Below are 26,553 nucleotides of genomic sequence, written 5' to 3' on the forward strand. Positions count from 1 at the left end.
TAAAATTGATGATACGGAGCATCTTCTCAAAACCGGAATTCATGGAATTGCAGTTTCAGCATCTGTGAATCTGGCGGATGAACCTGCAGAAGCATTCAGGGATTTTTATAAAAGAATCTATTAAGATTGATCAAGGAACAAAGAGAAAGGATTAAAGACCAGTACCAATTCTTTAATCTTTGATCCTTGTTCTTTAATCATTGTTCCATGCTATTTGGTCTTTATTTAGAAACAAAATATCTAAGTTTGATGTATGTCATCCCATCATATTGTTCGCGAAAAACAGGAGCCTGCATTGCTGATCCTGAGCCTGGAAGGTTTTGAATACGAAAACCTCGGACAAATTCTTGAATGGAGCCCTACAGTAATCGTACAACAGGATATTTATGAATTAGCCGACTCTCTAGCCTTTAAAATTGATGCTGTAATTACCCCTGACCCTCATTTCAATGCTCAGGAAAACACAAAATTGATCATTACAGATACTGATCCGGTTGAAGATGCTTTTAAATTCCTGCTTGGCGAACAATACAGTGCTGTTAATGTCATAGCCGATGAATTTGTATTAAAAGATTATGCACTATTTGTGGATGACATTGATATTGTAGTCTTTATAGGCAATAAAAAAATATTTCCTGTGAGATCTGGATTTAGTAAATGGCTTCCTGCCGGGGAACAGATACAAATTCTCCACGAGGTTCATAATCTTCATATCAGTGGATTAAGAGGACTTGAAAATCATTTATTTGAGACAGAAAAGGATGGTTTTTATTCCCTTACTTTTGAGCAACCCTTTATTTTTATTGCAGAATCAATTTAAGATGAGAATCAGAAAAGCGACCGATCAGGACATTCCGGTGATTTCTGAGCTTGCAGAAATAATCTGGTGGCCTTCCTATAGAAATATCATTTCTGATGAACAGATCAGCTTTATGCTGAAGGAGATGTACTCGGAAGAAAGTTTAAAAGAACAGATAAATTCGGGTATTGAATTCATCCTGGCTGAAAGGGAGAATATACCGGTGGCATTTGCAGGATTCTCTCTCACTGATCCAGATGAAGGGGTTTTTAAACTGCATAAGCTGTATGTTCTTCCTTCTGAACAAGGAAGTGGAACAGGCAAGAAACTAATCGAACATATTTCAGATTTAGCAAGGGAGCAAGGCGGAAAGATTCTTGAGCTTAACGTAAACAGGGGCAATCCTGCATCCGGATTTTACAAAAAGGCTGGATTTGATATCTACCGTACTGTAGATATCGCATACCATAATTTTGTGCTCAATGACTATGTGATGAGGAAAAACCTCTGATTCCAAACAAATTACGGCCGTCCGCTTAATTTAGCAATTCTTTTCGGTGTATCTGTTCCGGCAACAATGCTTCTTGCACTCAATGCAATCGCTTTAATTGTTGCGTGAATATTTGCCACCTCCAGCGTTTCAAATTCATCATTCACGGTGTGATAATATTTATCCGTATCGATCTGGTCGGTTGATATCGTATGTGCCGGCACTCCCAGAGCTGCCAGTGTAGCATTATCACTGCGGTAGAAAAGATTCTGTGTTGGATAAGGATCAGGATGAAACTTAAAATCGGTTCCGCTGAGGTTTTTCTGAAGAATTTCTCCAAAATCAGATCTTTCATAGCCTGTAATAAAGGCCGCATTTTTTCCGAATTTCGATTCCTTACCGATCATTTCGATGTTGAACATCGCAACAACATCATCCGGGTTTAAGAGGGAAGAGAAATAACGGGCACCAAAACCTCCAACTTCTTCTGCTGTGAAAGCAACGAATACTAAAGTCCGTTCATTATTGTTCAGTTTCTTGTAGTATTTGGCGAGTGAAATTACAGCAGTAGTTCCGGATGCATCATCATCTGCACCGTTTGCGATAGCATCACCATCAACTTCCTTAACTAAACCCAAATGATCATAATGTGCTGAAATTAAAACCAGTTCTTTTGCTTTAGATCTTCCCGGCAGCATTCCAGCTACGTTAAACAGGGGAAGTTCTTCAATCTTATTGCTAAAACTAACCTTATAGGAAGCTGCATCCGATTCGCCAAGGATGAATACTGCAGCTGACGTTTGATTTTGCTTTTCAACTATACGCCCGCGGCTGTTATTATCCTTAAGGCGTTTAAACATCTGAGCATGCTGATTGTCAACCAGTACCAGAACCGGTGATTTCATCGCTGTTATTTCCCTGTATTTCTGAATGAACTGATCTCCGGAGGCGATAAGCATAACCTTGTTCCCGGAGCTTTGATCAAAACCTGAGGATGGCAGATCTGAAATTAGCAGTACATTTTGCTGGTCAATCGTTTTCCCGTTTACTGTAGCCTGAATAGTTTCAGGCTTGATCCTCATGACCATAAAATCCTGCCTGAAATCATTATCTCCATCAAGGGGTTTAAGACCAATCTGCTTAAATTCATTTTCTATAAACTTTGCAGCCCTGTCTATACCAGGTGTAAAAGTACCTCTGCCTTCCATTTCATCAGAGGAAAGGGTTTTTATCAATCTGGCCACATCCGCCTCTTTAATGATTTGCTCAGGTTTCTGAACTGCACATGCTGTCAGAAATAAAATGGCAATAAAGCCTGATAGTTGTTTTTTCATATTCATTTATTCAACATTGGAAGAACAGGTCATCGCCTGATTATTGTTGATTTCTATTTAATTTTTGATGATAACCAGTTATTTCTAAACTCGATTTGCTTCCGGCTGTTCTTAGTCATTTCTACCAGTTCAAGGATTTCGCTTTCTTTAAGGTCTACCATTGAACTTTTCACCTGCCCTTTACTTTCAAATACAATTGGAATACTCTGCGCGGGTTTATATTTTCTGAGAATATCGTTCAACTTAACTGAATCGGACAGTTTTTGATCCCCGATTTTCAAAATATAATCACCCATTTCAATCCCTGCTTCGTAGGCTGCTGTTCCTTTCATGGTGGCAGAAGAAACCCGGTATCTGCCATCTGCAGGATTAACATTTAATCTGAGGTTTCCGATACTTGCCATACCGGGATTAGCTTTTCGAAGTTCCAATCCGGCATTGGCCAAAAGCTTTACATAATCATTCTTCTCAATTCCATGAATATACCTGCGGAAAAAATCTTCAGCAAAAGCCGCATTTGTCAAATTGGCGAGCACATTTTGCAGATCCGGGATAGTATAAGGAATTTCAGGCTTACCATGGCTTTTCCAGAGTGCCTGCATGTAATCATCAAGTGTTAAATTGAATTCTGAACGCAGGCGCAGATCAAGTCCCATGGCTATAAATGCCCCGTATGTATAATAAGAAGTGAAGGTATTTGCATAATTATTTCTGTCGACAGAAACACCGGCATCCACAAAAACCGCCCGGCTGCTCATTTGAGTTGCAGAGAAACTTGCGGCACCTGGTGAATTAAGTACCCCATTCAGAATACCTGACAATATGCCCTGATACTCTTTTTCAGTAAAAAAACCTGCCCTTTTTAATATCAGATTACCATAATATTGAGTAAAACCCTCAGCAAACCAAAGCTCACTGCTCATATTGGCATGAGAAAAATTGAATGGTTCCAATGTTTTCGGACGGATCCGCTCAACATTCCAGGCATGAAAGAACTCATAAGAAAATGTACCCAGTAGATCGGCCTCATTCCCGGCGATTCCCGCTTGTGTATCAGTGATTATGGTTGAATTTCTATGCTCCATTCCATCTCCTGCATTTGCGGTATTCACATCTTGTAAAAAAGTATAAACCCCATGATCAAATTTTGGCAGTTCCCCAAAGACAGCCTTAGCTTCCTTAACCATACGCTCAACCATTTTTGCATAGGTTGATACAACTTCTTTATTATCAGGACTATGTGAACTGAGCCGGATGACCTGTTCGGTATTATCTGTATTTCGCTCTTTCCAGCTTATTAAATGATGATTTGATAGTTCCACCGGACTGTCCATAAAATAGTTCAGATCAGGTGCCGTAAAAGAATCTGAATTTTCTGTGGATTTTAACTGTGTGGCTACTTTCCAGTTATATCTGTTCAAATCATTAAACTTGATCTGGATAGGTCTGTATTTCAATGCAGGAATCCACATAAAGGTTGCAGGCATATTCAGGTGGGCATGTGTTTCATCAATTGCCATGTATGTACCATCTACCCAATTCCCGAAAATGGTGTATGATATTTTAACTGTTCCATCATGCTTTTCCACCTGGTAAACATCTCCTTCAGTCTGCTGTACTTCCAGAACAGTCCCGCTTCCATTGAATGCCTTAACATCATAAACATTTTTACCAAATTCATGAGTTGCATATCTTCCGGGTGAAGACCGGCTCATACGAAAGGTCAATGCACCTGCCGGAACATCCGGAATCAATAGTTCTACCTCAGCTTCATGATGAACAGCATTTGGAAATGAAATTTTATACTGAACTGGTTTTTGGGCTGATAAAGTCAGTGCATTCAAAAATAACAGGAACAGAAGTATTGTCCGCATTGTATAATAATTGGTTGCTGTGAAGTTATAAAAAATAGTACTGCAATAACAAGTCCTGTATATTATCGGAAGGACTATACTCCTGAATCAGTTTCAAGACCACTTTCTATTGCTTTCTTCTCACGGCTTATCCCGGTGCTGACTCTGGTATCGTGAACACCATCGATAAGGGATATATCAAGATCTTTGGTTTTATCTGAGTGATGAATAGCCGTATCATCTGTATTTTGTATTGCCACGTCATAAGGGCCTTTATTGCTCATCAGTTTCACGAAGACCGGTAAACATTCAAAAAGGATAAACAGAAATGCAATAAATGAAATAGCAAGGTAATTATCCATATCGCGGCTACCGTCCTCTTTATAACTAAGCTGTCCCAAAGCCCTGTTCCTGTCGGCAAAACCGGCAACATTAGCCAGACTGTCGAGCTGCTTGCTGCTAAACATTCTTTGTTGTGTCAGCCCTTCAAGTTCCTTCCGCTTGCTAAAGAAGGTATCCATTGATGCAAGTTCTTTACGAAGAAGCTCCAGTCTTAATTCTTTTTGTACTACAATCGATTCCTTTTGTTTGGCATAGGTACCATAGCCGGTAATTCCGGATGTCTGATTCGTTTTATCCCCAAAAACTTCCTGGTTCAGAATATACCTGGAACGGTTAATATCCTTTTCCAAAGAATCCTTCTCGGTTTTAAAATTCGAAGTTTTCTGCAGTTCCTGCGCATATTTCAGGTCGAAAGTGCGATTTAGAGTATCTATTCTGGCACGTTGAAGGTTCAGGTAACTTGTTTTTAACTGCTGGCGGATCTCCTTATCAAATATTTTGAGCTCCAGAGGCCTGGAGATCACGATTCCGATCATTATTGCCAGAAGTATTCTGGGAGTAGCCTGTAATATCTGATGCCAGGTTGTCCCGCTTTTACTGATACTGGAAACTATATAACGGTCCATGTTGAAAATAGCAAGTCCCCATATTATCCCGAAAAGAAAAGCGAAAGGCACTGCTGTTTCAGTTCCGGCAAAAACGAAGTACATCGCATATCCTCCGGAAAGTGAAGCGAACAGAGCTGTAAAAAATATAGTAGCGCCTATGCCAACGTATTTATTATGCTCTGTAGGATACTTCAGAAGGGTGTCTTTATGAGCTCCGGAACAGAACCAAAAGAAATCAGTTAGCTTTTTCATTATATATTAAGACTTCTGGATGGTCAATTTGTTACAGAACTCCTGCTATTAAACGATCTATTAACCAAGATTGCATTCTCATTAATATTTAAGAAAATCGTACCTTTACATATATATTTAAAGCGATATGAAAGAAATCACAGTACAGGAGCTAAAGGAAAAAATCGACAAAAAAGAAGATTTTCAATTAATTGATGTTCGCGAGACTTTTGAATATGAAATGTCCAATCTGAATGGTCTCAATATACCACTTGCAGGTATTATTCTTGAGGCTTCAAAGATCAGTAAGGATAAACCTGTTATCATCCAATGCCGCAGCGGTGCAAGAAGTGCTGCAGCTTTGAATCAGCTTGAACAGCAATTTGGATATACTAACCTTTATAACCTAAAAGGTGGTATTCTGGCCTGGAAAGCAGAGTACGAGCCAGATATGCAGGTATATTAATTCTCTATGCTAAAAAAAGTCTTATTAAACATTTTTCTGAATGTGGCTATCATTGTTCTGGTAATGTGTATTGCCTGGGCTGTAAAAAACTCATTCTACCTTTATGTATTTGCCGGAATACCACCGCTTGCCATGCTGATTTATCTGAAATTCAGACTGGTTAAGAGTGTCAGGAGTCTGACCAGGAAAAATCAGAAATAAACCGGGAAAACTCAAGACTTGACCAGTCCCAATCCCGGGGCATCTGATAAAACCCATTTCCCATCCTTAAATTCAGGGTCTTTGTAAGGATTATTGCTAGTTAAAAATGGTCCGTCGAGATCTGCCCAGTCGCACAAAGGAGCCAGAGCAGCAGCAGCAAGTGTACCGCAACTTGTCTCGCTCATACAACCTATCATGGTTTTCAATCCCAATTCTTTTGCTTTCATGATCATGCGATAACCTTCGTGCATACCCGCACTTTTCATCAGCTTCATATTGATTCCATGGTAAACCCCTTTGGCCTTCTCAACATCCGCAAATCGTTGTACAGATTCATCGCCTACAATAGCAACCGGACTTCTTTCGGTGATCCAGGCATTTGAATCCGGATCATCTTTGGCCATAGGCTGTTCAATCAGTACCACACCCTGTTCATGCAGCCATAAGACCATATCCAGCCCCTGCTGCCTGTCTGTCCAGCCCTGATTGGCGTCAACGTAAAGTGGTTTATCAGTTGCAGAACGAATGGTATTGATCAGTTCCTTATCATTATCTCTTCCCAGCTTTACTTTGATAATATGGCAATTTTCCCCTTCCCTGATCTTTTGAAGCAAAACTTCAGGGGTGTCAATCCCAAGGGTATAAGAGGTTGGAGGCATTTTAGCAGGGTCAGTATTAAAATATTTATAACAGGCCTTTTGCTCAATCTTACCCCGCAGATCCTGCAATGCAATATCAATAGCCGCTTTAATATTGGGATTTCCGGGAGCAATGCTATCCAGGTACTCAATAAGTTCATCAAAATTGAATGGGGCTTTAAGCCAGGAAAGATCAACTTTTGACATGAAAGCACTTGCAGTTTCAATATTCTCGCCCATGTAAGGCACCATTGATGCTTCTCCATAACCAATATAGCCCTCATGACTTATCTCCATCAACATGATTGGAGTAGATGTCCGTGAAAATTTTGCGATAGTGAAAGGGTGCTTCAAATTGAGCTCAAAGGGGGTATAACTGATCTTCATGTTAATAAATTAAGAAAACGAAATAACAAAAATTTAAGGCATAAAGAGCTATATCAGGGATAAAGATTTTTATAATTAAACCTGAAGAATAGGATTGGTTAAATTATAGAATTGTAAATTTAAAAGGCCAAATAACTAAACAAATATACGCCGGGTACATGGAAAAAATAAAAATATCAAGCGCACAGTTCGAGAATAAAAGCGGCGATAAAGCCTACAATTTATCAGTGATTGAAAAGCTGGCCAAAGAGGCTGCCCAAGCGGGCTCAAAAGTAATTGCCTTTCACGAATGCTCTATTACCGGCTATACTTTTGCCAGGAACCTTTCAAAAGAACAAATGCTTGATCTTGCTGAACTCATTCCCGATGGGCCGAGCATAATTCGATTGACAGAAATTGCAGAAAAATATGATATTGCAATTCTGGCCGGCCTTTTTGAGAAGGATAATGAAGGGAACTTATTCAAAGCCTATGTCTGTGTAGATAAAACCGGTCTTGTGGCAAAACACAGAAAATTACATCCCTTTATCAATCCGCATTTAAGTCCCGGTAATGGCTATACCATATTTGACCTCCATGGATGGAAATGCGGTATTTTGATTTGTTATGATAATAATGTAATCGAAAATGTGAGGGCTACAGTATTGTTGGGTGCCAACATCATCTTTATGCCTCATGTAACTATGTGCACTCCCTCTACCCGGCCAGGTGCGGGTTTTGTAGATCCTCAATTATGGTTCAATCGCGAAAATGATCCAACCTCCCTTCGCCTTGAATTTGATGGCATGAAAGGCAGGGAATGGCTGATGAAATGGCTGCCTTCCAGAGCTTATGATAATGGAATCTATGCTGTTTTTTCAAACCCTATAGGTATGGACGATGATCAGCTTAAAAACGGATGTTCAATGATTATCGACCCGTTTGGGGATATTGTGGCTGAATGCCGGAACTTTGAAGACTCTCTGGTTAGCACAACACTGATACCCGAAAAGCTTAAAAAAGCCGGGGGCTACCGATATACCAAAGCCAGAAGACCAGAGCTATACGGAAATATACTGGGAAAGGAACATCAAGCTGAACTAAATGTTGTCTGGCTTAATGATGATAATGATAAATGACCTGATTTTATTGAATTAATCAGTTCTGCGATGATGCCTGATGCTGCTGAAAACAAGATCCTCAATATATTCAACCACCAGTTGCTCGTTCTTACTCTCCCCAAAATCTGTCAGTGAGGGGAGGTTATGCATAAAAAATACCTGCAAATGTGCCATTTCAATAATTGTGCTCGCAAGTGAACGGGGATGAGTATAATCAGAATTATATTCCAGTATAATTCCGGCAATTAAAGAGCAAAGATCTTTATATGGCTTGAATAACCTGTCTTTGTTATCCTCAGATACATGCTTGGTAAGGTATGCTTTTGAGCCTTCGGCAATGATTATCTGATGCAAAAGGCTTTCATTAACATACATTGTGCTGTCATCGTCTACAACATTGGCTGCAAGAAGCTGGATCAGTTTCTTCAATTTAATGGTGGGATCAGAAATATTATTAAGGTGAAAAGTAACCCTGAATTCCAGCCAGCTCCAGTACCATGCTGTCAGATAAATCAGTAAACGATGTTTATTTTCAAAATATCTGTAAATACCTGCTTCTGTAGAACCAATCTCTTCTGCAAGCTTCTTGAAAGTAAAGGATTCAAAACCATTTTCCTGGATAAGCTGAATACTGAACTGTATTATCTTTCTTCCAAGTTCTGTCTGTTCGGGATTACGAACAAACAGTTTTTCATTCATCTTTATTTGAAGCTGTAATTCCATCGCTCTGATCTGTAAATCTTAAACACAAATTGCCTTCATTTATTTCTGCTTTGCAAAAATAGATAAAAGTTTTACAATTAAATGAGATAGTAATACTATCATTTTAAATATTGATGCTATCTTCGTATCGTTAAACTAAACCAAAGATTTAAAAAAATGGAATCAAGAAACATGTTTAAAGAAATAAAAAACGACCTGCCTGCCAGCATAGTCGTATTTTTTGTTGCAGTGCCACTTTGTCTCGGGATTGCACTTGCATCAGGAGCTCCGCTCTTTTCTGGTATAATTGCCGGCATAGTAGGTGGAATTATTGTTGGAATTGCAAGCGGATCGCCCCTGGGGGTTAGTGGTCCGGCCGCCGGACTGGCTGTAATCGTACTTACCTCGATAGCTGCACTGGGATCATGGCCTGCCTTTCTACTATCGGTAGTGATTGCAGGGATAATTCAATTAATCATGGGATTTGCAAAAGCAGGTTTTATAGCTTATTTCTTTCCGACTTCTGTTATCAAGGGAATGCTTACCGGTATTGGTTTGCTAATAATTCTAAAACAAATCCCTCATGCATTGGGGTACGACAAAGATGCAGAAGGGGATGATGCATTTTTACAGGCAGACGGAGAGAATACTTTCTCTGCTATCAGCAAAGCTTTTGACCTGGTAACACCGGGAGCAGTTTTAATAGCTGTCATTTCTATCGCGATCCTGATCTTATGGGATACAGTTCTAACCAAAAAACATAAGATCTTCCAGTTAATTCAAGGTCCCATTGTAGTGGTAGTTCTGGGCATTGTGATGAATTACATGTTCCAAAATGGAATGCTGAACTTTACCCTGGCAAGTGATCAGGTAGTACAACTTCCTGTAGCTCAAAATCTTGCAGAGTTCTTCACCCAATTTACTATGCCCGATTTCACACAGCTCAGCAATCCGGAGATTTATAAAATCGCAGTGGTATTAGCAATTGTAGCTAGCCTTGAAACCCTGCTTTGTGTTGAAGCTACCGATAAACTGGATCCTGATAAACGGGTAACACCAACAAACAGGGAGTTAAAAGCTCAGGGATTAGGGAACATCGTGTCCGGATTAATTGGCGGATTACCTATTACTCAGGTAATAGTACGGAGCTCTGCAAACATCTCTTTTGGGGGAAAAACAAAAATGTCAGCAATTCTTCATGGTGTTTTTCTTCTGATTAGTGCACTGACTATTGCAGGTTTATTGAATATGATTCCATTAGCCAGTCTCGCAGCTATATTAATTATGGTAGGATATAAGCTTGCTAAACCAGAACTATTCAAGCAGATGTACCGCTTGGGCTGGGAACAATTTGTACCGTTCATGGCAACGATAATTGCAATTCTGTTAACTGATCTACTTATGGGAATTACGATAGGAATGTTATTTGGTATATTCTATACCTTAAAACACAGTTACCGTAATTCACATCATTTAAAAACCAGCTTAAATAAAGCTGAAGGAATTCAGGTATATCATATGGAACTGGCTGAAGAGGTTTCCTTCTTTAACAAAGCGAGCGTTTTGAAAGCCCTGGATGAAATTCCTGAAAACTCAAAAGTGATTATCGATTGTACACGGTCTAAATCCATCGCACATGATGTTATTGAGCTGATAGTTAACTTTCGTACAAATGCAAAAACCAAAAATATACAAGTAGAAACAGTCAATTTTATAGAACCACAACTTACAAGCTAAAAAAGATGAAAACATTAACCAAAGAATTACAGCAAGCCATTTCGCCGGCTCAGGCATTGGAGCTATTGATAGAAGGTAATAAGCGCTTTGTAAATAACCTCAAAGTAAACAGGAATCTATTACAACAGGCCAATGAAACCTCAGATGGGCAGCACCCATTCGCAGTTATTTTGAGCTGTATTGATTCAAGAACATCTGCAGAACTGATCTTTGATCAGGGTCTGGGAGACGTATTCAGTGTTCGGATTGCAGGAAATATCCTGAATGAGGATATCCTTGGAAGCATGGAATTTGGATGTAAGGTAGCAGGTTCAAAGATTATTGTAGTATTGGGCCATACTAAATGTGGCGCAGTTAAAGGTGCCTGCGATCATGTTGAAATGGGTAATCTCACCACCCTGCTAACCAAAATCAGGCCGGCGGTAGATGATGAAACCACCGTAATTTCACAAAGAAATTCATCCAATGCAGAATTTGTTGAAAAAGTTTCTGCAATCAATGTGAAACGTACCGTAAAAGCAATAATGGAAAGAAGTCCGATTCTCAAAGAAATGATTGAAGCCGGACAGATCGGTATTGTTGGTGGTACACATGACATAACAACTGGTGTTGTGGAGTTTTACAAGGACACCCAGATTTTCAATTAATCCTTATGCATGTATAGTTCGGGGTGATCCGGTAAATTTTACCGGAGACACCCCGAATCTATTTGTTAACCAGTCCCGCTGGCCAGACATTCACCCTTAAAACAATTTTCTGAAATTAGTCGCATGAAAAAAATACTTTTAGCCGCCTTTTTAAGTCTTTTTACAATTCTTTCCTTTGCACAAAATACCAGAATAACTGACCGGAATACAATCGGCTGGCTGGCATATAGCGGAACTATACGATTAGATCAGAAATTGAGCATCCACACAGAGCTGCAGCTACGAAGAGATCGTCTGATTTCGGATCCCCAGCAAAACCTCTTCAGAACAGGAATCAATTATACCCTGAACAATAAGCTTAGTTTACGAGCCGGTTATGCTTTAGCAGAAACCTATAATTATGGCGATATACCACTCAATAACCTGGGGAAACAATTTACAGAACACCGGATTTACCAGATGGCTACATTAAACGATAAATCAGGAATATTTGAATTCAGCCACCGCTTCATGCTCGAACAAAGATGGATTGGCAGATATACAAACGCTTCATTAACAAAAGAGGATGATTTTGTGTATTGGAATAGAATGAGGTATATGTTCAGAACAAATATTCCGCTAAAAGGAAGAACTATTGCCGATAAAACCCCTTACCTGGCTATATATGACGAAATAATGATCGGATTTGGTAAAAATGTCAATGAAAATATATTCGACCAGAACAGGCTGGCAATACTGCTTGGCTACCGACTTTCAGCAAAAGCACGTATTGAAGGAGGCTATTTGAATCAGATAGCACAATTATCCAGAGAAGTTAACGGCAGGAATGTATTTCAGGATAATAAAGGAATTCTTTTGAGCACGATTCTGAATTTTTAACGCATCGAATTTTAAATTTTACCTGATTAATTACATGAGTATTTAATCTAATAATGTCACATTATTCCCGTAAATTAGAGTTCAGCAACGGCTGATTAGTTCTTCAAGGGTTTATTATTTGGCATAATATGAAAAAGCTCAAATTAATTTTTTGCATTCTAATCATATCTGGGGTCGCCTGCAAGACACAAAAAAAACCCAGAGCACCAAAAATCGATGTTCCGATTGCGATAAACATTCAGGCCGAGAGTAGTGCTAATACAAATTTTATCAATCTGGGTTATTACCGCTTTCAGTTACTGAATGCCATTGATCAATTTCAAAGTGTAAATTTTGAACTTGTAGAAGCCGACGAAAATCCAGAGGTAGTACTCAATATTGACATTGAAAACTTTATGCTGTGGCCAAAAGATGAACGGGTCTCAAGGAGGAGGGTAAGCCGGAATATAGTAGCTGGTACAGATTCAAACGGAAAACCTGTCTATCAGACCGTTACAGCAGTCGTAGATATTGTTCAGATCCAGCAAAGAACAAATGCACGGTTTAAAACGTCCTTATCGTTTAAGGCAGACCCGCCGGTAAAATTTCAAAAAACATTCTTTGCCAATTATAATTATGTGAATACCTATGTTGATAATATTCAAGGTGATATGAGGGCAGTGGATCCTTCGATCAGCATGTCAAGAGGAATGTTAATTGACCTCACAGAGGATGATTATATTCTGATTTTATCAAAACAGGAAATGATCCGGCGCTTAGGCGATGAAATCCGAAAATTTTACGATTCAAAAACTAAAGTCCAAAAATAAACTAAGGGGGTTTACTACCTTTGCCGGGCATGGCGATTCAATTGTATAAACCTTTCGAACGATTAAATTTCAGTAAACAATTCTGCTTCCTGAGTGGCGAAAAACTTCAGTCGTCCGAAGAGGAAATCACTGTATTCCCGCTTTGGCTGATGCAGGAATATGATCTTCAGGATAAGCCATTTAAACTTCTCGATGAAAGTATGTCGACTTACAGCGACATGAAATTGCCCTGTTCAGGGAAAATTTATGAGATGGCAATAGAGCCTCTGGAAGATGAAATAAGAACTGCCTTTTTAGCAGGATATGATTCAGTTAAGCAATTACCCGGCTTAAGATTATTTCAATGGATTGCTAAAATGGTTTATGGTATCCTTTTCAATGAAATCCGCATCGGGATGATGCAGCAGAAAGCTAAAAATGAAGAGTTTGTTCTCTCGCAATCACTGATTCACAAGTTCAGCAACCTTCATCTCATGCTTCAGGCAGTAAATCAGCCTGTAATTTTTGAAGGTAATAATCCCTGGAGTATACAGGTATTCGAACTTGAGAGCAGCAAAGACCTGTTCAACTACCGTGATGAGATTAATACGCTTACCTTCTCTTTGGCAATGAAGGACTTTGGAATCATAGCATGCCTGCAAGACAATGGTACCAATGCAATTTATCACAAGGAAATTCTTTCAAAACTATCGGGAAAATCATTACATCCTGCACAATTGGAGGAAGTTTTCGCACGGTTTTTTTATTCTAATTACCTTTTCAACCGATTACCTGAATACACTATCATGCCAACCGAAGAGGCAATTTATATTGAGGCCATGCCCTTGCGGGGAATGAGCAATAAGCCACTTTTTGATTTCTGGCAAAATAAAACCTATGCTCAGGTATTGGAAAATTTCTGGAAGCCATGGGGTATCCTCTTATTCGAAATTCTGAAAGATCCTGAGAATCCTCTTAGCTATCTGCTAGATAAAAACAAGGAGTTTATTCCGGCAAAATCTGTTGATTTGCCATCATAAAGATCTGTCAATCAATTTAATATTGAGACAGGTAGGTTTTGGAAAATCATCCTCCGGTTAACTGATTAACAAAATAGCCTGCAATGTCCGGGTAATAAATAATTGTAAACAGGACTCCGGTCAGTGCACCATAGAAGTGAGCATCATGATTAATTGCATCTCTTGAATTACGGGAAGCATATACACAATAGCCTAGGAACAAAAAGCCGTACAAAACTGCAGGAATAGGAATGGGTATTGGGAAGATCATCATTTTATTCATCGGATAGAATAAAATATAGCTGAATACTACCGCACAAACAGCACCGGAGGCTCCAAGACTGTTAAACCAGAAATGCTCCTTATGCTTAAAAATAGAAGTGATATCACTTAAAATAATGCTTACAATGTATAATAATCCAAACTGGAAATGACCCCAGCTGCTGAGTGAAACAAAGGTTTTTTCAAGCGTGAATGCGAAGAAATAATAGGATAACATATTCACCAGTAAGTGTGGCCAGTCTTTATGTATAAGTCCGCTGGTAATCATGCTATAAAGACGGCGCCCACGACTTACACTATAGGGATGAAGCATAAACTTTCCGTAAACCTCTGCATTCGAAAAGGCATAAATACTGGTAACAATCGTGAAAATAAAAATAATCGTAGCAACAGGGGTATCATTAATATAACTCTCCATCAATTTAATTCAATTTTAGCAGGACTGATCAAACGGCCTACCGGGTATCTCAAATGTGTTTTTTCGTAATGTTCTGAATTCCTGTATACCCAATCAAGTTGTGCTGATGGGCTTTGCAGCAATACAGGATTCTTTTTCTTCTCTTCATCAAGCCTGGCTAACAGTGCAGGATCCTGCTTTACCAGCCGGGCTGCTTCATCCTCAAAAACATAATCAGAGAAATGTTCTTTCTGACCCAGCACTGAATCAAAGAAATTCCAGGCAAAGAATGAATCTACACCCTGAGGTTCAAGGGTTTCAACAATATATCTGTTCTTTACCTGATTAGTATAAACGATATAATCACCCTCGTAATATTTTACTCTTTGATTTTCAGTCCGAAGTTTGACCTGAGAATGAAGATAATGCCCCTCAAATGGTTTGTCAGGAGTCTTATAATCTTCAATATAATACATTTCTGATTCGATCTCCGTATCCGCGGCAAAGCGTTTCATTTGAACACCATTCAGCAGCATCAGATCAATAACCTTTTGCCAGGATTGCGGAATAATATAAGCAAGCGGTTTTTTTACCAATTCTGAAGGTAAATAATGATCAAAAACGCGGATATCCTTTTCGTAAGGTTTGTTGCGATCATAAAATAACCTGGGCAGTCCACTAACTTCACTGGTTTTATATTTGGCCTCGTAGCCCTTGAATTTGAACAGAGAAAAACTTTTATCATCTAAGGTCCATTGCAGGGGAAATAAAACCTGTGCCCTGACATCTGCATCAGCTTTCTGCTTATTTTTGGTGATCAAATCTGCATCACGTTCTACAATTTCAATTACAAGCTCCATAAACTTATAGGTTCCATCAACCCGCTGATGATAGGGCTTGAGCATATGCGTTTCGGGCATAAAACCAATGGTATTATGTAGGGCAGCATATCCGGTTGAATATCGTGCTGTCTCTAAAAAACCCGTAATTCCTGAATCAGGAGTATCCTCAATGCTATTTACATAAGGAGTCATTTCGAAGTTCGAGGCCTTCATTTTTTTGTACAGATCAGGCAGCATACGACTGCTTAAGTATTCAGAAAGTACTGGATTAAGCTTATCTTTCTGAGGAGCGATGAGTGTCATTATATACTGATAGTCAGCTCCATTACTTGTATGATTATCAATAAACACTTCCGGGTGCCAGGTATTGAAGATCGTTTGAAAGACCCTTGAATTTTTGGAATCTCCTTTTATAAAATCCCTGTTAAGATCAAGATTCTGATAGTTTCCTCTAAAACCATAGGACTCGGGACCATTCTGATTTACTCTGGAAAGTCCTCTGTTCAGCATTCCATCAATATTGTAGACGGGGATGATACAGATTACCACATTTTTAGGGATAGAGTTCTTTTCCAGCAGATCACGAACAAGCATCATGCTGGCATCTATCCCTTCAGGTTCACCCGGATGAATACCATTATTAATCAATAGAATTCTTTTATTTTGCTTTCTGATTTCGATGGGATCAAAGATTTTATCCCCGGAAAGAACAATCAGGTTTATTGGTTTTCCGATATCGCTTTGCCCGCAATCGAAAATCCGCATCTGCTCATGTTTTTTATCCAGAACCTGATAATAATCAATCAGTTCCTGATAGGTCGCAGTTAATCCTTTGTTTTTTTCAAAAGGACTCATCTGTGCATTTGCCATAAGAAAACCATTAATTAAGATCAATAAAAGACTAAACCTTCTAATCATACCTGATTGACAAATATAAGATCAATGCCCAAGCTTATCGATAAGATCGGCAAGATTCCTGTCCTTTTCTGTAATTTTATTACCGGCATCATGAGAGCTCAACATAATAATTACCTTATTATATGAATTGGACCAATCCGGATGATGACCTGATTTTTCGGCGATAAGAGCAACCTTATTCATAAATGCCCAGGCAGAAATAAAATCCTTGAATTTGAATTCCTTTTTAAGGTATTCCTCCCCCTTTTCAATATCCCTGACTTCTATCCATTCCATAATAAAATCTTAAAATCGCTTGTTTTTGGGCAGGCTTTTTAATATGAGGTCGTAAGAATGATCGATCATTTCCTTTAACTGAATATCACTTAATCGCCCATTCATAAATACAGTATTCCAGTGGGTTTTATTCATATGGTAGCCTGGCTGTACTTCCTCATACTCTTCCCGAAGTGATACTGCTCTTTCCGGATCACATTTCACATTGAAACGATCCGGATTATCAAGTCCGCAAAGCAAAAAGATCTTATCTGCCAGTTTGAACACCAGCGTGTCTTCACCGAAAGGAAAAGTTTCAGTAACTCCTGGCTTTAAAAGGCAATAATCTCTTAAACTTTCAATGTTCATTTTCGGGGTAACAAGTCTTGAATACTCTCAGGACAAATCATTTCCTCAATAAGGTTGGTAATGATTAATTTCGCAGAGCCAATTATAAAATTAAACAAAAATGACCTTAAGCGAAAATATAAGCTATACTGTTACAGAGCGATTTTTAAGATATACTGCAATTGATACCCAATCCGACCCGGCTTCTAACAGCTTTCCTTCTACCGAAAAACAAAAAAATCTTGGTGCTTTATTAGTCTGTGAATTACTCGAAATGGGCTTGAAAGATGCTCATTTAGACCAGTATGGGTATGTTTATGCAAGTATCCCGGGAAATACCGATAAAAAAGTGCCTGTTATTTGTTTCTGCTCCCATATGGATACTTCTCCCGATTGCAGCGGAGAGAATGTGAAAGCTATTATTCATAACAATTATCAGGGACAGGATATTATTCTTCCTGATGATCCCAATCAGATCCTTCGAATGAAGGATCACCCTGACCTGAAAGATCAGATTGGTAATGACATCATAACTGCAAGCGGAACTACGTTATTAGGTGCTGATAATAAAGCTGGGATAGCCGAAATTATGGATGCGGCTAAGTTCCTGATTTCCCATCCTGAGTATAAACATGGTGAAATAAAGATTCTCTTCACACCAGATGAAGAAATAGGAAGAGGAGTTGACAAAGTAGATCTCAAAAAACTTGGTGCCGATTTTGCCTATACAATCGATGGTGAAACTTCTGGTTCTATTGAGAATGAAACCTTCTCAGCAGATGGTGTTAAGTTAATTATTCAGGGTGTAAGTGCTCATCCAGGATTTGCCAAAAACAAGATGGAAAGTGCTATAAAAATAGCTTCAGAGATTGTTTCAGCCTTACCAAAGGAATTTCTTTCACCTGAGAGCAGCTCGGGTAAAGATGGTTTCATACACCCTGTTTCAATAAATGGTTCGGTAGAACAGGCAAGTATTGAATTCATTATCCGTGATTTTAAAACGGAATTATTAAAAAGCCATGAGTTGATTCTGGAACAAATTGTACAGAAAATTTTGAAGGCTTATCCAGGTTCAGGATATGAATTTATTTTGGAGGAGCAATACCGGAACATGAAATCGGTTCTTGACCAATATCCGCAAATTGTTCAGGCAGGAATAGAAGCTATTGAACGAAGCGGATTAACAGCCAGACTACAGAGCATCAGAGGAGGAACAGACGGTTCCAGGCTCTCATTCATGGGCTTACCCTGCCCGAATATATTTGCCGGAGAGCATGCCTTTCATGGAAAACAAGAGTGGGTATCTGTTCAGGACATGCAAAAGGCTGTTCAAACTATTATCAATCTGGCATTGATCTGGGAGGAGAAGAGTTAAAACCAAACCTTCTAATAATTAAGATCTTAACACAAATTGACATAGCTGCTGAGCTGCCTAATGTATCTTTACAGATTCAGAACATTGCAAGGATCGTATATAATAACAATTGTAATGAAATCATTACGAATCCCATTAAACCTTTATCACACACCTAGTCTAAAAATCGTATGAAGACAAAAATCAAAAACTTATTTTTTTTTCTCTCATTATCCATATTTCTATTCGGTTATTTGCCTGCGTATTCGCAAAAAAAAGCAGAGCTGATAAAATCACTATGGGCTGATAAACCAATTCTAATTGACGGCCAGCTAAATGACTGGAATGATAGTCTTACTCTCTATAACGATGCCACCAAACTTTATTATAACCTCTCCAATGATGATGAAAACATCTACCTGGCAATAAAAAATGGGGCACCAGAAAGTTTAACCCGGATTCTGGCAAGAGGAATAAGTTTCTCAGCCAACATTGAAAATAAGAAAATTCCGGCAATGGTGACCTTTCCACTCCTCGACCGCACACCGGGAAAAAAGCTAAATGAAGCAGAACCACCTGAGCCTGAAGAGATTCAAAGAAGGATTCTTGAAAGAATCAAAGAAATCAGGGTGGATGGATTCAAAGAAATTATTGATGGGGGTATTTCGCTTTACAATACCTATGGAATAAAAGCTGCTGCTGCATTTGATTCAAAAAATAACCTGATTCAGGAAATAGCGATACCAATCCGGTTACTGGGTATTGAGCCGGGAAGAACTGAACCAATAACCTATGGTATCAGAATCAATGGATTTCAGGGACCAGCGGCTGTTCAGCAAAGAGATATGAATGCCTTTGATGATATGTACGGAGGCAGATACGGTGGCAGATATAACGGAAGATATGGCAGAAACTATGGTGGGATGTATGGAGGGATGCCTTCCAGAAATTACCCTCCAGCCAGAATATCCACATCAACAGAGTTTTTTATAAAGAGCTCTTTGGCAGTAAAACAATAAACATGTTTCCTGAACAAGAAAATCAGGAATTCAAAAAAAAACTTTAAACCAAATAAGAACAAATATGAAAAAACTGTTACCCTTAATTTTCGGCTTATTTATTAGCTACAGTGCATTTGCACAAACAAGTCGTGATATAAGTGGAGTGGTACAGGATTCCACGGGTACCAGTATCATCGCAGCTACAGTGAAATACATTGCCGGCAAAGACACTTTATTAACAAGAACTGATGCTGATGGAAACTTTATTTTCAAAGGGGTTAAATCTTCAACCTTCCTTTTAACTGTTTCAAGTTTAGGCTACAGGCCCTTAAATAAACGGTTTTTATACAAAGACGGAGACACGCCGATCAAATTAGACCCAATCAGCCTGAAAGCAGAGAGCAGGGTGCTTTCAGAAATTGTTATTTCAGGTACTCCTTCAGTTACCATAAAAGAGGATACAATCGTCTACAGAGCATCTGATTACCCACTCCGGGAAAATGCACTGGCTGAGGATCTTCTAAAGAAACTACCGGGAGTTGAGGTGGATAAAGATGGGAATGTGACTGCTCAGGGTAAAGCAATTACAAGGGTAAGGGTAAATGGAAAAGATTTTTTTGGTGGCGATGTTAAAACAGCTACCCAGCAACTTCCTGCTGATATCCTTGAATCTGCTCAAATCATTGACGATTATGGCGATCAGGCAAACCTGACCGGGATCAGAAACGGAGATCCTGAAAAGATTCTGAACTTCACAATCAGGGCAGATAAAAACAAAGGTTATTTCGCAAGAGGTACAGTTGGGGGTGGTGATAAAGAACGCTATCAGGCTTCACTTACGGCTAATACCTATAATAACTCTGAACAGTTCTCTTTTATTGGGAATCTGAACAATACCAATAGCTCGGTATTCAATTTCGGTGGTGGTGGTGGATTTGGTGGTGGTGGTGGTGGTGCCCGTGTACAAAATGTCGGTGGTGGTGGTGGCGGTGGTATGCGCTTCCAGGGTGGTGGTATGCAAGGTGGTGGTGGCACCCAGGGCGGGAACAACAGTGATGGACTCACTTCTGTTGGATCCATCGGACTTAATTATCGTAAAGATTATGGTAAAAAAGTAAGTTCATACGGGAATTATAGTTTTTCGAATCGGGATAACGACGTTATCAGTGACCAACTGCAGCAAAACAATTTTCAGAATTCACTGATCTCAACTAATCAGAATTCATTAAAAAATCTGATCAACAATAATCACCGCTTTGGCTGGAATCTTGAATACCGCCCCGACAGTGTAAACTTCATTAAATTCAGTCCTTCGTTCAGCTATGGATCATCGGTTGATAACGGAAATACAAGCTATTTACAATATGATAATGGTCGGCTAAGCTCAGACGGTACAACACTCAATACTACGGATTCAAAAAATCCAAATTTCGGAGCAACCCTATTATTAAACCATCGTCTTAAAAAAAGAGGAAGAAATCTATCCTTATTCGCTTCAGCCAATAATGCCAAAACCAAACAGGAAGATGATCAGCTAACTCAATATATCAACTATATTGTCGGGGGCGGAAATACCAATGTTTACAGAAATCAGGAATTATACGATAACAACAGAAACTCCAATATTAATACAAATCTATCTTATAATGAGCCGCTTAGCTTAAAGTCAAATCTGGAGTTCAATTATAATCATAGTACTACAACCTACAGAAATGAAAGGGAAACCTATGATATTAGCCCTGGTGGATCATCAAGCTACAATATAAGCCTGAGCAATGATTTTAATTATTCATTCAGTACCAACAGGTTTGGAGTGAATTACAGGTTTAATGAGAAAAAGTACAATTATTCGTTTGGTCTAAGTGCTCAGCCCAGTGTTCTGGAGGGCAGATCCGTGGTTAATGGTGTAACTACTCCAAACAGAAATACGGGCTTTAACATTATCCCATCTGCACGTTACTCCTATAATTTCTCAAGGACGAGGGCAGTAAATGCATTTTACTTTGGCCGGGCAAATGAGCCAACTTATATTCAGTTACAACCAACACCGGATATTTCAAACCCACAGTACCCTGTTTATGGAAATCCAAATCTTGGAGCTGAATTCACCCATATCATGGTCTTCAGATACAACAACTTTAATTTCAATTCAGGGGACGTATTGTTCTTTAATTTATCAGGTAACTATACTGAAAATAAAATCGTTTCCAACATTGTCCGTTCTATGGATCCGGCTGTTGGTCTGGTTCAGGAAACCCGCTACCTCAATACAGATGGTTATTATACAGCCAATGCCTTCTATAATTTTTCCAAACCTTTCAAAGAAAAGAAATATGTGTTCTCATTCAATGGATCAGCGAATTATATTAACAACATTTCCTACACTGATAATGTAAAGAATATCGGTAAGAACTGGATCTTTTCGCAGGGTCTGAATATGCAAATCAATCCAAACAAGAATCTTGAATTCAATCCGGGATTGAGATACAGCTTAAATACCAATACGAATGATGCCATTACCAATAATAATACGAAGGTTTCAACCTACTCACTGAATTTTAACAGCAGGGTTTACTTTCTGAAAACATGGTTGCTTGGTTCCGATCTCAGTAAGTCATTTAATAATGGATACAGCAGCTCTTTAGCCGTTAATCCATTTATTATCAATACTTATCTCGAAAAGCAATTCTTTAAAGATAAACGTGCTTCCTTAAGATTTCAGGGATTTGACCTGCTCAATGAAAATACAAGTGTTTCCCGTTCTGTAACAGGAAATGTGATTACTGATAGCCAGAGCAATCGCTTGTCACGGTATTTCATGTTAAGCTTTACGATGAGATTGCAAAAATTTAGTGGTAAACAACCAGAGCAGCAGCAAATGGGCCCTGGCATGAGGCCTGGTATGGGCGGTCCCGGAATGAGACCTGGAATGGGTGGTCAGGGAAACTTCTGATATTCCGAAAAATCTTTTTTAAAGCTGCCACCTCATAGGGGCAGCTTTTTTATTTATAAACTTTTATAAACTCAGGAATATCTATATTAGAAATAGAAATTAGTCTAATATGGAAAGAAGAAAATTTATAAGCAGTGGACTGGCAGCTGGTGCAATAATACCGGCAACGTACGCTACCCTGCTGGGCTCAGAAGCAAAGGCAGCTGAAATTGCCCCTAAAACTGAAACCGAAGCCAATAAAATGGCAGAAGATGATGGAATTGTTATCGAGAGAAGTGTATCCGGAAGACCCCATGAGGGAAAAGTTCTAGCAGTAATCCAACCGCATGTTGACGACTCTACTTTATTTGCAGGCGGCACCATTGCAAAACTGATTAGCGAAGGCTATACCGGTTATCTGATCAGAACCACAAATGATGACGCCGCAGGTGGCGGAACCGATGGTGACAGGGTTCTGAATAATGAAAGGGATAATGATAAAGTGGCCAAAGTCCTGGGACTTAAAAAAGTATATAATCTTGGCTACCGTAACCATCGTATGGATGAATATAATACCCAGGAAATAAAGGGAAGACTAATATTCCTGTTCAGACTTTTGAAAGTGGATACCATTTTCAGTTATGATCCATGGGGACATTACGAAGAAAATCCGGATCATTATGTAACTGCCCAGGCGGTTGAAGCTGCAAGGTGGATGTCGGGTAGTGTCGATTATCCTGAACAACTGGATGCAGTTAAACCTTACGGTGTAAAAGAGCGCTATTATTTCGCGAGGGGTCCCCAACTGGTAAACCGGATCGTTGACATATCGAAACATATTGATAAAAAGGTTGAAAGCAACGTGGTAATCACTACTCAGGGCCCAGGAGGTAATAATGGCTCAAGAATCAGAAAGAGACTTGCTGAACAAGGTAAAAAATTACCAATACTTGGGGATACGGATGAATCTGCAGACTTTAACTATGTGAAGCATTTTGTGCTTGATAAAGACTCTTTAACTCAAAGAGGTACTCCATCAGACCGGGAAGTAGGTAAGAAGTACGGACTGGAATGGGCTGAAGCTTACCATTATATTGGTAATCCGGTTTCCGTTTTACCCGATTATATTGCGAAAAACGCAGTTCCTAAGTAAGCAGAAACATTATTAATGAAAAGCCCTGATAAATTTATTCATCAGGGCTTTTTTCTATTTAAGCTGAGTTCGATATAAAATCTTGCGAGACTAATTATATTGATTGATTTTCTTTTGTTTTATAAAGAAAGGTCTGTGATTCTTCGGTCTCGAATTCCCGTGTTCTGCACTTGCTAGAGCACGCGTGTCGCGTGTGATTCTTTATTAATTTCTGGAACGCGCGGCACGCGCACACCAGCAGATGATTATATTGCCAGTCTGTCCATTCCGATGAAAAGCAGCCCAGGGTAAAATAAACCTTGCCGGAGGAGGTATCTTCCGGCTATTCGTAATTTGAACCAGAACGCGATTTCTTGCCGGAAATACTCCGCAGGAAAGGACTGAACCAGCCCCTATCACACACAGGCATTGATTTCCAAAATCAAATCATTGTGGCTCCAGAGCCTTTTATGATGAATTATAACCGCATTTTTTACCCTTCCTTATATCGAAATCAGGCTAATTAAATTTAGTTCTTCTTGGCTTTCTTCATTGGATTATCTCCGCTTGAAACTCCCCTTGCACCCGGGTTACCTTTAAAAAGCTCAAATCTGCTTGGAAGAAATTTCCTGGGCAAATAATTATTTTCTTCATCAATATCTGCAGTTTCACGAAAGGGGTCAAGTACAATGCTCTTAACTTCCTTATTTTTAGCAAACACTTTTGATACCTCTGATTCATTTAACCTCCATATTTCGGCCGGGATTCTTTCAATTTCTGAACTACCATCAGTAAAATTAAACTGAATGATCAGAGGCATTACCTGACCTCCAACATTTTTAAATCTGAGTTCATAGAAATTCAGATTGCTGTTTAGTAATTCCTTTTCCTTAGGACTTAATCTTGCTACAAACTCCGAGTATGACTTTTCATCATCGGGAGTGACACTGAACGGATTATAAGAGTTATAAAAATCGCGGGTCGCCGGATCTGACTCAACCACTGTACTAGGATTATCTTTAAGGTTATTATTTTTACTTACATAACTCTCTTCTCTGTCAAATACTTTCTTAGCATCAGATTTTTTTTCTGCCGGATTTCGGTTATCAAGTTTAAACCAGTTTACGGATTCTAATGAAATATCAACCGGTTCTGTTTTGAAGAACCAGCCTCTCCAAAACCAATCAAGATCAATGGCTGATGCATCTTCCATTGTTCTGAAAAAATCATCGGGTGTAGGATGCTTGAACATCCAGCGCTTAGCGTATTGCTTGAAGGCAAAATCAAATAAGTCCCTTCCCATAACTGTTTCCCTCAGAATGTTTAATGCTGTTGCTGGCTTTGCATAAGCATTCGGACCAAATTGAATAATATTTTCAGAATTGGTCATAATTGGCTCAAGAAGATGTTTCTCGCTCCTCATGTAAGGCACTATTTTATGAGCCGGTCCCCTTCTTGACGGATAGTTTCTATCCCATTCCTGTTCAGCCATAAACTGCATAAAGGTATTCAGACCCTCATCCATCCAGGTCCATTGACGTTCGTCAGAGTTGACAATCATTGGGAAGAAATTATGCCCGACTTCATGTATAATCACAGAAATCATTCCGTACTTAATCGCATCAGAATAAGTTCCATCAGCATCCGGACGGCCATAATTGAAGCAAATCATTGGGTACTCCATCCCGTTAGAGGCTTCCACAGAAATAGCCACAGGATATGGATAATCAAAAGTTTTTGCACCGTATGATTTAATTGTATGTGCAACAACTTTAGTAGAGTACTGCTCCCATAATGGGTTTCCCTCCTTGCCATAATATGACATGGCCATCACATCCCTGTTCTGCTGTTTTACAGCCATAGCATCCCAAATCAACTTGCGTGAGGAGGTCCAGGCAAAATCCCGGACATTTTCTGCATGATAGATCCAGCTCTTTTTATCTTTTGATCTGCCTTTTTCCAGCTTTTCAGCTTCCGACTGTGTACGTATGATTACCGGTTTATCATAACTTTTCTTTGCTTCTTCCCATCTTTGTAACTCAGTTTGACTCAAAACCGATTTAGGGTTTTGCAGCACTCCGGTAGCTCCAACCATATGATCAGCAGGAACTGTAATTTTAACCTTGTAATCCCCAAAAGTTAGCGCAAACTCACCCTTACCCATGAATTGCTTATTTTGCCAACCCTGAAAATCAGAGTAAACTGCCATTCTTGGGAACCATTCAGCCATAGTATACAGGTAATTTCCATCTTTCTCAAAATATTCATATCCCGGCCGGCCACCTATAAAACTGATCCTGTCATGAATATTGAAAGTCCAGTCAATTGTGAACTCCATTTTCGCACCGGGTTTAAGAGGCTCAGGAAGGTTTACCCTCATCATTGTTTTATTAATTGTTACAGGAATATCCCGGCCTGATATATCCTTAACTGAGATTATCTTGTAACCAAGATCCTGATTATGCCATAAAATCCCCTGAAGCTGTGTCATTGACATATTCTGAGAGATTTTACTTTCAGCAACTTTGGGTGTATTTGAATCCTTAGCTCTTTCATTCTGATCAAGCTGAATCCATAAATAGGACAGCGGATCCGGAGAATAATTATGATACGTGACCTTTTGCCAGCCTTTTATTGATTGATTCTCGTCATTCAGTTCAACTTCGATTTCATAATCTGCTTTTTGCTGCCAGTACATATGACCCGGTGCTCCTGATGCCGTTCTATAAACATTAGGAGAACGAAGAGTACCACCTAATTGTTCAAATCGTTCAGCATGGTTTTGCTCTGTCTGCTGAGCTATACCTTGAAGTCCGCAAAGCAATAAAACTGCTAATGCAATTGATATTCGTTTCATTTCTGATAAAGGGT

The 26,553-nt window shown here is 39.2% G+C and carries 24 protein-coding genes; 14 read left to right on the forward strand and 10 right to left on the reverse strand.

Features of this window, described 5'->3' with window-relative positions; all coding sequences use genetic code 11:
• The first annotated feature begins 253 nt into the window (after window positions 1-253).
• Window positions 254-820, forward strand: coding sequence for a thiamine pyrophosphokinase (locus VGE44_RS06595; protein ID WP_331077179.1), 567 nt, complete (start codon window positions 254-256; stop codon window positions 818-820).
• Window position 821: 1 nt separating this feature from the next.
• On the forward strand, window positions 822-1,310 hold the full coding sequence (locus VGE44_RS06600) for a GNAT family N-acetyltransferase (protein ID WP_331077181.1): 489 nt from the start codon (window positions 822-824) through the stop codon (window positions 1,308-1,310).
• Between the two features lie 11 nt (window positions 1,311-1,321).
• Here VGE44_RS06600 and VGE44_RS06605 read toward each other — a convergent pair whose 3' ends face one another.
• From VGE44_RS06605 to VGE44_RS06615, 3 genes are all read right to left on the reverse strand, one after another.
• The gene (locus VGE44_RS06605; protein ID WP_331077183.1) at window positions 1,322-2,623 is read right to left on the reverse strand and encodes a M20/M25/M40 family metallo-hydrolase; all 1,302 of its coding nucleotides are present in this window, start codon (window positions 2,621-2,623) and stop codon (window positions 1,322-1,324) included.
• A gap of 53 nt (window positions 2,624-2,676) precedes the next feature.
• The gene (locus VGE44_RS06610; protein ID WP_331077186.1) at window positions 2,677-4,497 is read right to left on the reverse strand and encodes a M61 family peptidase; all 1,821 of its coding nucleotides are present in this window, start codon (window positions 4,495-4,497) and stop codon (window positions 2,677-2,679) included.
• A 74-nt stretch (window positions 4,498-4,571) separates the two neighbouring features.
• Window positions 4,572-5,678, reverse strand: coding sequence for a DUF4407 domain-containing protein (locus tag VGE44_RS06615; RefSeq protein ID WP_331077188.1), 1,107 nt, complete (start codon window positions 5,676-5,678; stop codon window positions 4,572-4,574).
• Between the two features lie 127 nt (window positions 5,679-5,805).
• Here VGE44_RS06615 and VGE44_RS06620 point away from each other — a divergent pair, with 127 nt between their 5' ends.
• Window positions 5,806-6,123: a rhodanese-like domain-containing protein gene (locus VGE44_RS06620; protein WP_331077190.1), complete on the forward strand. Its 318-nt coding sequence runs from the start codon at window positions 5,806-5,808 to the stop codon at window positions 6,121-6,123.
• Window positions 6,124-6,129: 6 nt separating this feature from the next.
• On the forward strand, window positions 6,130-6,324 hold the full coding sequence (locus tag VGE44_RS06625; RefSeq protein ID WP_305365015.1) for a DUF6358 family protein: 195 nt from the start codon (window positions 6,130-6,132) through the stop codon (window positions 6,322-6,324).
• Between the two features lie 11 nt (window positions 6,325-6,335).
• Here the strand turns inward: VGE44_RS06625 and VGE44_RS06630 are convergent, their stop codons facing one another.
• Window positions 6,336-7,349, reverse strand: a complete 1,014-nt coding sequence (locus VGE44_RS06630) for a dipeptide epimerase (RefSeq protein WP_331077193.1) — start codon at window positions 7,347-7,349, stop codon at window positions 6,336-6,338.
• Between the two features lie 158 nt (window positions 7,350-7,507).
• On the opposite strand from VGE44_RS06630, the gene VGE44_RS06635 reads away from it, so the two are divergent.
• Complete coding sequence (locus tag VGE44_RS06635; protein ID WP_331077195.1) at window positions 7,508-8,467, forward strand: nitrilase family protein; 960 nt, start codon at window positions 7,508-7,510, stop codon at window positions 8,465-8,467.
• Between the two features lie 15 nt (window positions 8,468-8,482).
• Here the strand turns inward: VGE44_RS06635 and VGE44_RS06640 are convergent, their stop codons facing one another.
• On the reverse strand, window positions 8,483-9,148 hold the full coding sequence (locus VGE44_RS06640) for a TetR/AcrR family transcriptional regulator (protein WP_331077197.1): 666 nt from the start codon (window positions 9,146-9,148) through the stop codon (window positions 8,483-8,485).
• A 180-nt stretch (window positions 9,149-9,328) separates the two neighbouring features.
• Here VGE44_RS06640 and VGE44_RS06645 point away from each other — a divergent pair, with 180 nt between their 5' ends.
• The 5 genes from VGE44_RS06645 to VGE44_RS06665 all read left to right on the forward strand — a co-directional run bounded on the left by VGE44_RS06645 (window position 9,329) and on the right by VGE44_RS06665 (window position 14,242).
• The gene (locus VGE44_RS06645) at window positions 9,329-10,888 is read left to right on the forward strand and encodes a SulP family inorganic anion transporter (protein ID WP_331077199.1); all 1,560 of its coding nucleotides are present in this window, start codon (window positions 9,329-9,331) and stop codon (window positions 10,886-10,888) included.
• A gap of 5 nt (window positions 10,889-10,893) precedes the next feature.
• Entirely contained in the window at window positions 10,894-11,535 is a 642-nt protein-coding gene (locus tag VGE44_RS06650; protein WP_331077201.1) for a carbonic anhydrase family protein, read from the forward strand.
• Window positions 11,536-11,658: 123 nt separating this feature from the next.
• A complete protein-coding gene (locus tag VGE44_RS06655; RefSeq protein WP_331077203.1) occupies window positions 11,659-12,414 on the forward strand; it encodes a DUF2490 domain-containing protein in 756 nt (251 codons plus the stop codon).
• A 128-nt stretch (window positions 12,415-12,542) separates the two neighbouring features.
• A complete protein-coding gene (locus tag VGE44_RS06660; protein WP_331077205.1) occupies window positions 12,543-13,223 on the forward strand; it encodes a hypothetical protein in 681 nt (226 codons plus the stop codon).
• A 29-nt stretch (window positions 13,224-13,252) separates the two neighbouring features.
• On the forward strand, window positions 13,253-14,242 hold the full coding sequence (locus VGE44_RS06665; protein ID WP_331077207.1) for a hypothetical protein: 990 nt from the start codon (window positions 13,253-13,255) through the stop codon (window positions 14,240-14,242).
• A 46-nt stretch (window positions 14,243-14,288) separates the two neighbouring features.
• On the opposite strand, the gene VGE44_RS06670 is transcribed toward VGE44_RS06665, so the two are convergent.
• The 4 genes from VGE44_RS06670 to VGE44_RS06685 form a co-directional block, all read right to left on the reverse strand.
• Complete coding sequence (locus VGE44_RS06670; RefSeq protein WP_331077209.1) at window positions 14,289-14,921, reverse strand: rhomboid family intramembrane serine protease; 633 nt, start codon at window positions 14,919-14,921, stop codon at window positions 14,289-14,291.
• Complete coding sequence (locus tag VGE44_RS06675) at window positions 14,921-16,612, reverse strand: M14 family metallopeptidase (RefSeq protein WP_331077211.1); 1,692 nt, start codon at window positions 16,610-16,612, stop codon at window positions 14,921-14,923. Before VGE44_RS06675 ends, VGE44_RS06670 begins: the two co-directional genes overlap by 1 nt.
• A gap of 69 nt (window positions 16,613-16,681) precedes the next feature.
• Window positions 16,682-16,936 carry a 4a-hydroxytetrahydrobiopterin dehydratase gene (locus VGE44_RS06680; RefSeq protein ID WP_324485164.1) on the reverse strand — a complete coding sequence of 85 codons (255 nt, stop codon included), beginning with the start codon at window positions 16,934-16,936 and terminating at the stop codon, window positions 16,682-16,684.
• Window positions 16,937-16,945: 9 nt separating this feature from the next.
• Window positions 16,946-17,284: an MmcQ/YjbR family DNA-binding protein gene (locus VGE44_RS06685; RefSeq protein WP_324485162.1), complete on the reverse strand. Its 339-nt coding sequence runs from the start codon at window positions 17,282-17,284 to the stop codon at window positions 16,946-16,948.
• A 100-nt stretch (window positions 17,285-17,384) separates the two neighbouring features.
• Between VGE44_RS06685 and pepT the strand changes: the two genes are divergently transcribed.
• From pepT to VGE44_RS06705, 4 genes are all read left to right on the forward strand, one after another.
• On the forward strand, window positions 17,385-18,638 hold the full coding sequence (pepT, locus tag VGE44_RS06690) for a peptidase T (RefSeq protein WP_331077214.1): 1,254 nt from the start codon (window positions 17,385-17,387) through the stop codon (window positions 18,636-18,638).
• Window positions 18,639-18,808: 170 nt separating this feature from the next.
• The gene (locus VGE44_RS06695; RefSeq protein WP_331077216.1) at window positions 18,809-19,636 is read left to right on the forward strand and encodes a hypothetical protein; all 828 of its coding nucleotides are present in this window, start codon (window positions 18,809-18,811) and stop codon (window positions 19,634-19,636) included.
• 64 nt (window positions 19,637-19,700) lie between these two features.
• Window positions 19,701-22,571: an outer membrane beta-barrel protein gene (locus VGE44_RS06700; protein WP_331077218.1), complete on the forward strand. Its 2,871-nt coding sequence runs from the start codon at window positions 19,701-19,703 to the stop codon at window positions 22,569-22,571.
• Between the two features lie 109 nt (window positions 22,572-22,680).
• A complete protein-coding gene (locus VGE44_RS06705; RefSeq protein ID WP_331077220.1) occupies window positions 22,681-23,703 on the forward strand; it encodes a PIG-L family deacetylase in 1,023 nt (340 codons plus the stop codon).
• A 508-nt stretch (window positions 23,704-24,211) separates the two neighbouring features.
• On the opposite strand, the gene VGE44_RS06710 is transcribed toward VGE44_RS06705, so the two are convergent.
• Window positions 24,212-26,539, reverse strand: a complete 2,328-nt coding sequence (locus VGE44_RS06710; RefSeq protein WP_331077222.1) for a M1 family metallopeptidase — start codon at window positions 26,537-26,539, stop codon at window positions 24,212-24,214.
• Window positions 26,540-26,553 lie beyond the last annotated feature (14 nt).

The sequence above is a fragment of the Daejeonella sp. genome, from assembly GCF_036405355.1.
In the GTDB taxonomy this organism is placed as follows: Bacteria; Bacteroidota; Bacteroidia; order Sphingobacteriales; family Sphingobacteriaceae; genus Daejeonella.

Bases quoted from the DNA above. Each gene is read 5' to 3' on its own strand.
- VGE44_RS06595 (WP_331077179.1), top strand. From the start codon at position 254: ATGTCATCCCATCATATTGTTCGCGAAAAACAGGAGCCTGCATTGCTG.
- VGE44_RS06600 (WP_331077181.1), top strand. From the start codon at position 822: ATGAGAATCAGAAAAGCGACCGATCAGGACATTCCGGTGATTTCTGAG.
- VGE44_RS06605 (WP_331077183.1), bottom strand. From the start codon at position 2,623: ATGAAAAAACAACTATCAGGCTTTATTGCCATTTTATTTCTGACAGCA.
- VGE44_RS06610 (WP_331077186.1), bottom strand. From the start codon at position 4,497: ATGCGGACAATACTTCTGTTCCTGTTATTTTTGAATGCACTGACTTTA.
- VGE44_RS06615 (WP_331077188.1), bottom strand. From the start codon at position 5,678: ATGAAAAAGCTAACTGATTTCTTTTGGTTCTGTTCCGGAGCTCATAAA.
- VGE44_RS06620 (WP_331077190.1), top strand. From the start codon at position 5,806: ATGAAAGAAATCACAGTACAGGAGCTAAAGGAAAAAATCGACAAAAAA.
- VGE44_RS06625 (WP_305365015.1), top strand. From the start codon at position 6,130: ATGCTAAAAAAAGTCTTATTAAACATTTTTCTGAATGTGGCTATCATT.
- VGE44_RS06630 (WP_331077193.1), bottom strand. From the start codon at position 7,349: ATGAAGATCAGTTATACCCCCTTTGAGCTCAATTTGAAGCACCCTTTC.
- VGE44_RS06635 (WP_331077195.1), top strand. From the start codon at position 7,508: ATGGAAAAAATAAAAATATCAAGCGCACAGTTCGAGAATAAAAGCGGC.
- VGE44_RS06640 (WP_331077197.1), bottom strand. From the start codon at position 9,148: ATGAATGAAAAACTGTTTGTTCGTAATCCCGAACAGACAGAACTTGGA.
- VGE44_RS06645 (WP_331077199.1), top strand. From the start codon at position 9,329: ATGGAATCAAGAAACATGTTTAAAGAAATAAAAAACGACCTGCCTGCC.
- VGE44_RS06650 (WP_331077201.1), top strand. From the start codon at position 10,894: ATGAAAACATTAACCAAAGAATTACAGCAAGCCATTTCGCCGGCTCAG.
- VGE44_RS06655 (WP_331077203.1), top strand. From the start codon at position 11,659: ATGAAAAAAATACTTTTAGCCGCCTTTTTAAGTCTTTTTACAATTCTT.
- VGE44_RS06660 (WP_331077205.1), top strand. From the start codon at position 12,543: ATGAAAAAGCTCAAATTAATTTTTTGCATTCTAATCATATCTGGGGTC.
- VGE44_RS06665 (WP_331077207.1), top strand. From the start codon at position 13,253: ATGGCGATTCAATTGTATAAACCTTTCGAACGATTAAATTTCAGTAAA.
- VGE44_RS06670 (WP_331077209.1), bottom strand. From the start codon at position 14,921: ATGGAGAGTTATATTAATGATACCCCTGTTGCTACGATTATTTTTATT.
- VGE44_RS06675 (WP_331077211.1), bottom strand. From the start codon at position 16,612: ATGGCAAATGCACAGATGAGTCCTTTTGAAAAAAACAAAGGATTAACT.
- VGE44_RS06680 (WP_324485164.1), bottom strand. From the start codon at position 16,936: ATGGAATGGATAGAAGTCAGGGATATTGAAAAGGGGGAGGAATACCTT.
- VGE44_RS06685 (WP_324485162.1), bottom strand. From the start codon at position 17,284: ATGAACATTGAAAGTTTAAGAGATTATTGCCTTTTAAAGCCAGGAGTT.
- pepT (WP_331077214.1), top strand. From the start codon at position 17,385: ATGACCTTAAGCGAAAATATAAGCTATACTGTTACAGAGCGATTTTTA.
- VGE44_RS06695 (WP_331077216.1), top strand. From the start codon at position 18,809: ATGAAGACAAAAATCAAAAACTTATTTTTTTTTCTCTCATTATCCATA.
- VGE44_RS06700 (WP_331077218.1), top strand. From the start codon at position 19,701: ATGAAAAAACTGTTACCCTTAATTTTCGGCTTATTTATTAGCTACAGT.
- VGE44_RS06705 (WP_331077220.1), top strand. From the start codon at position 22,681: ATGGAAAGAAGAAAATTTATAAGCAGTGGACTGGCAGCTGGTGCAATA.
- VGE44_RS06710 (WP_331077222.1), bottom strand. From the start codon at position 26,539: ATGAAACGAATATCAATTGCATTAGCAGTTTTATTGCTTTGCGGACTT.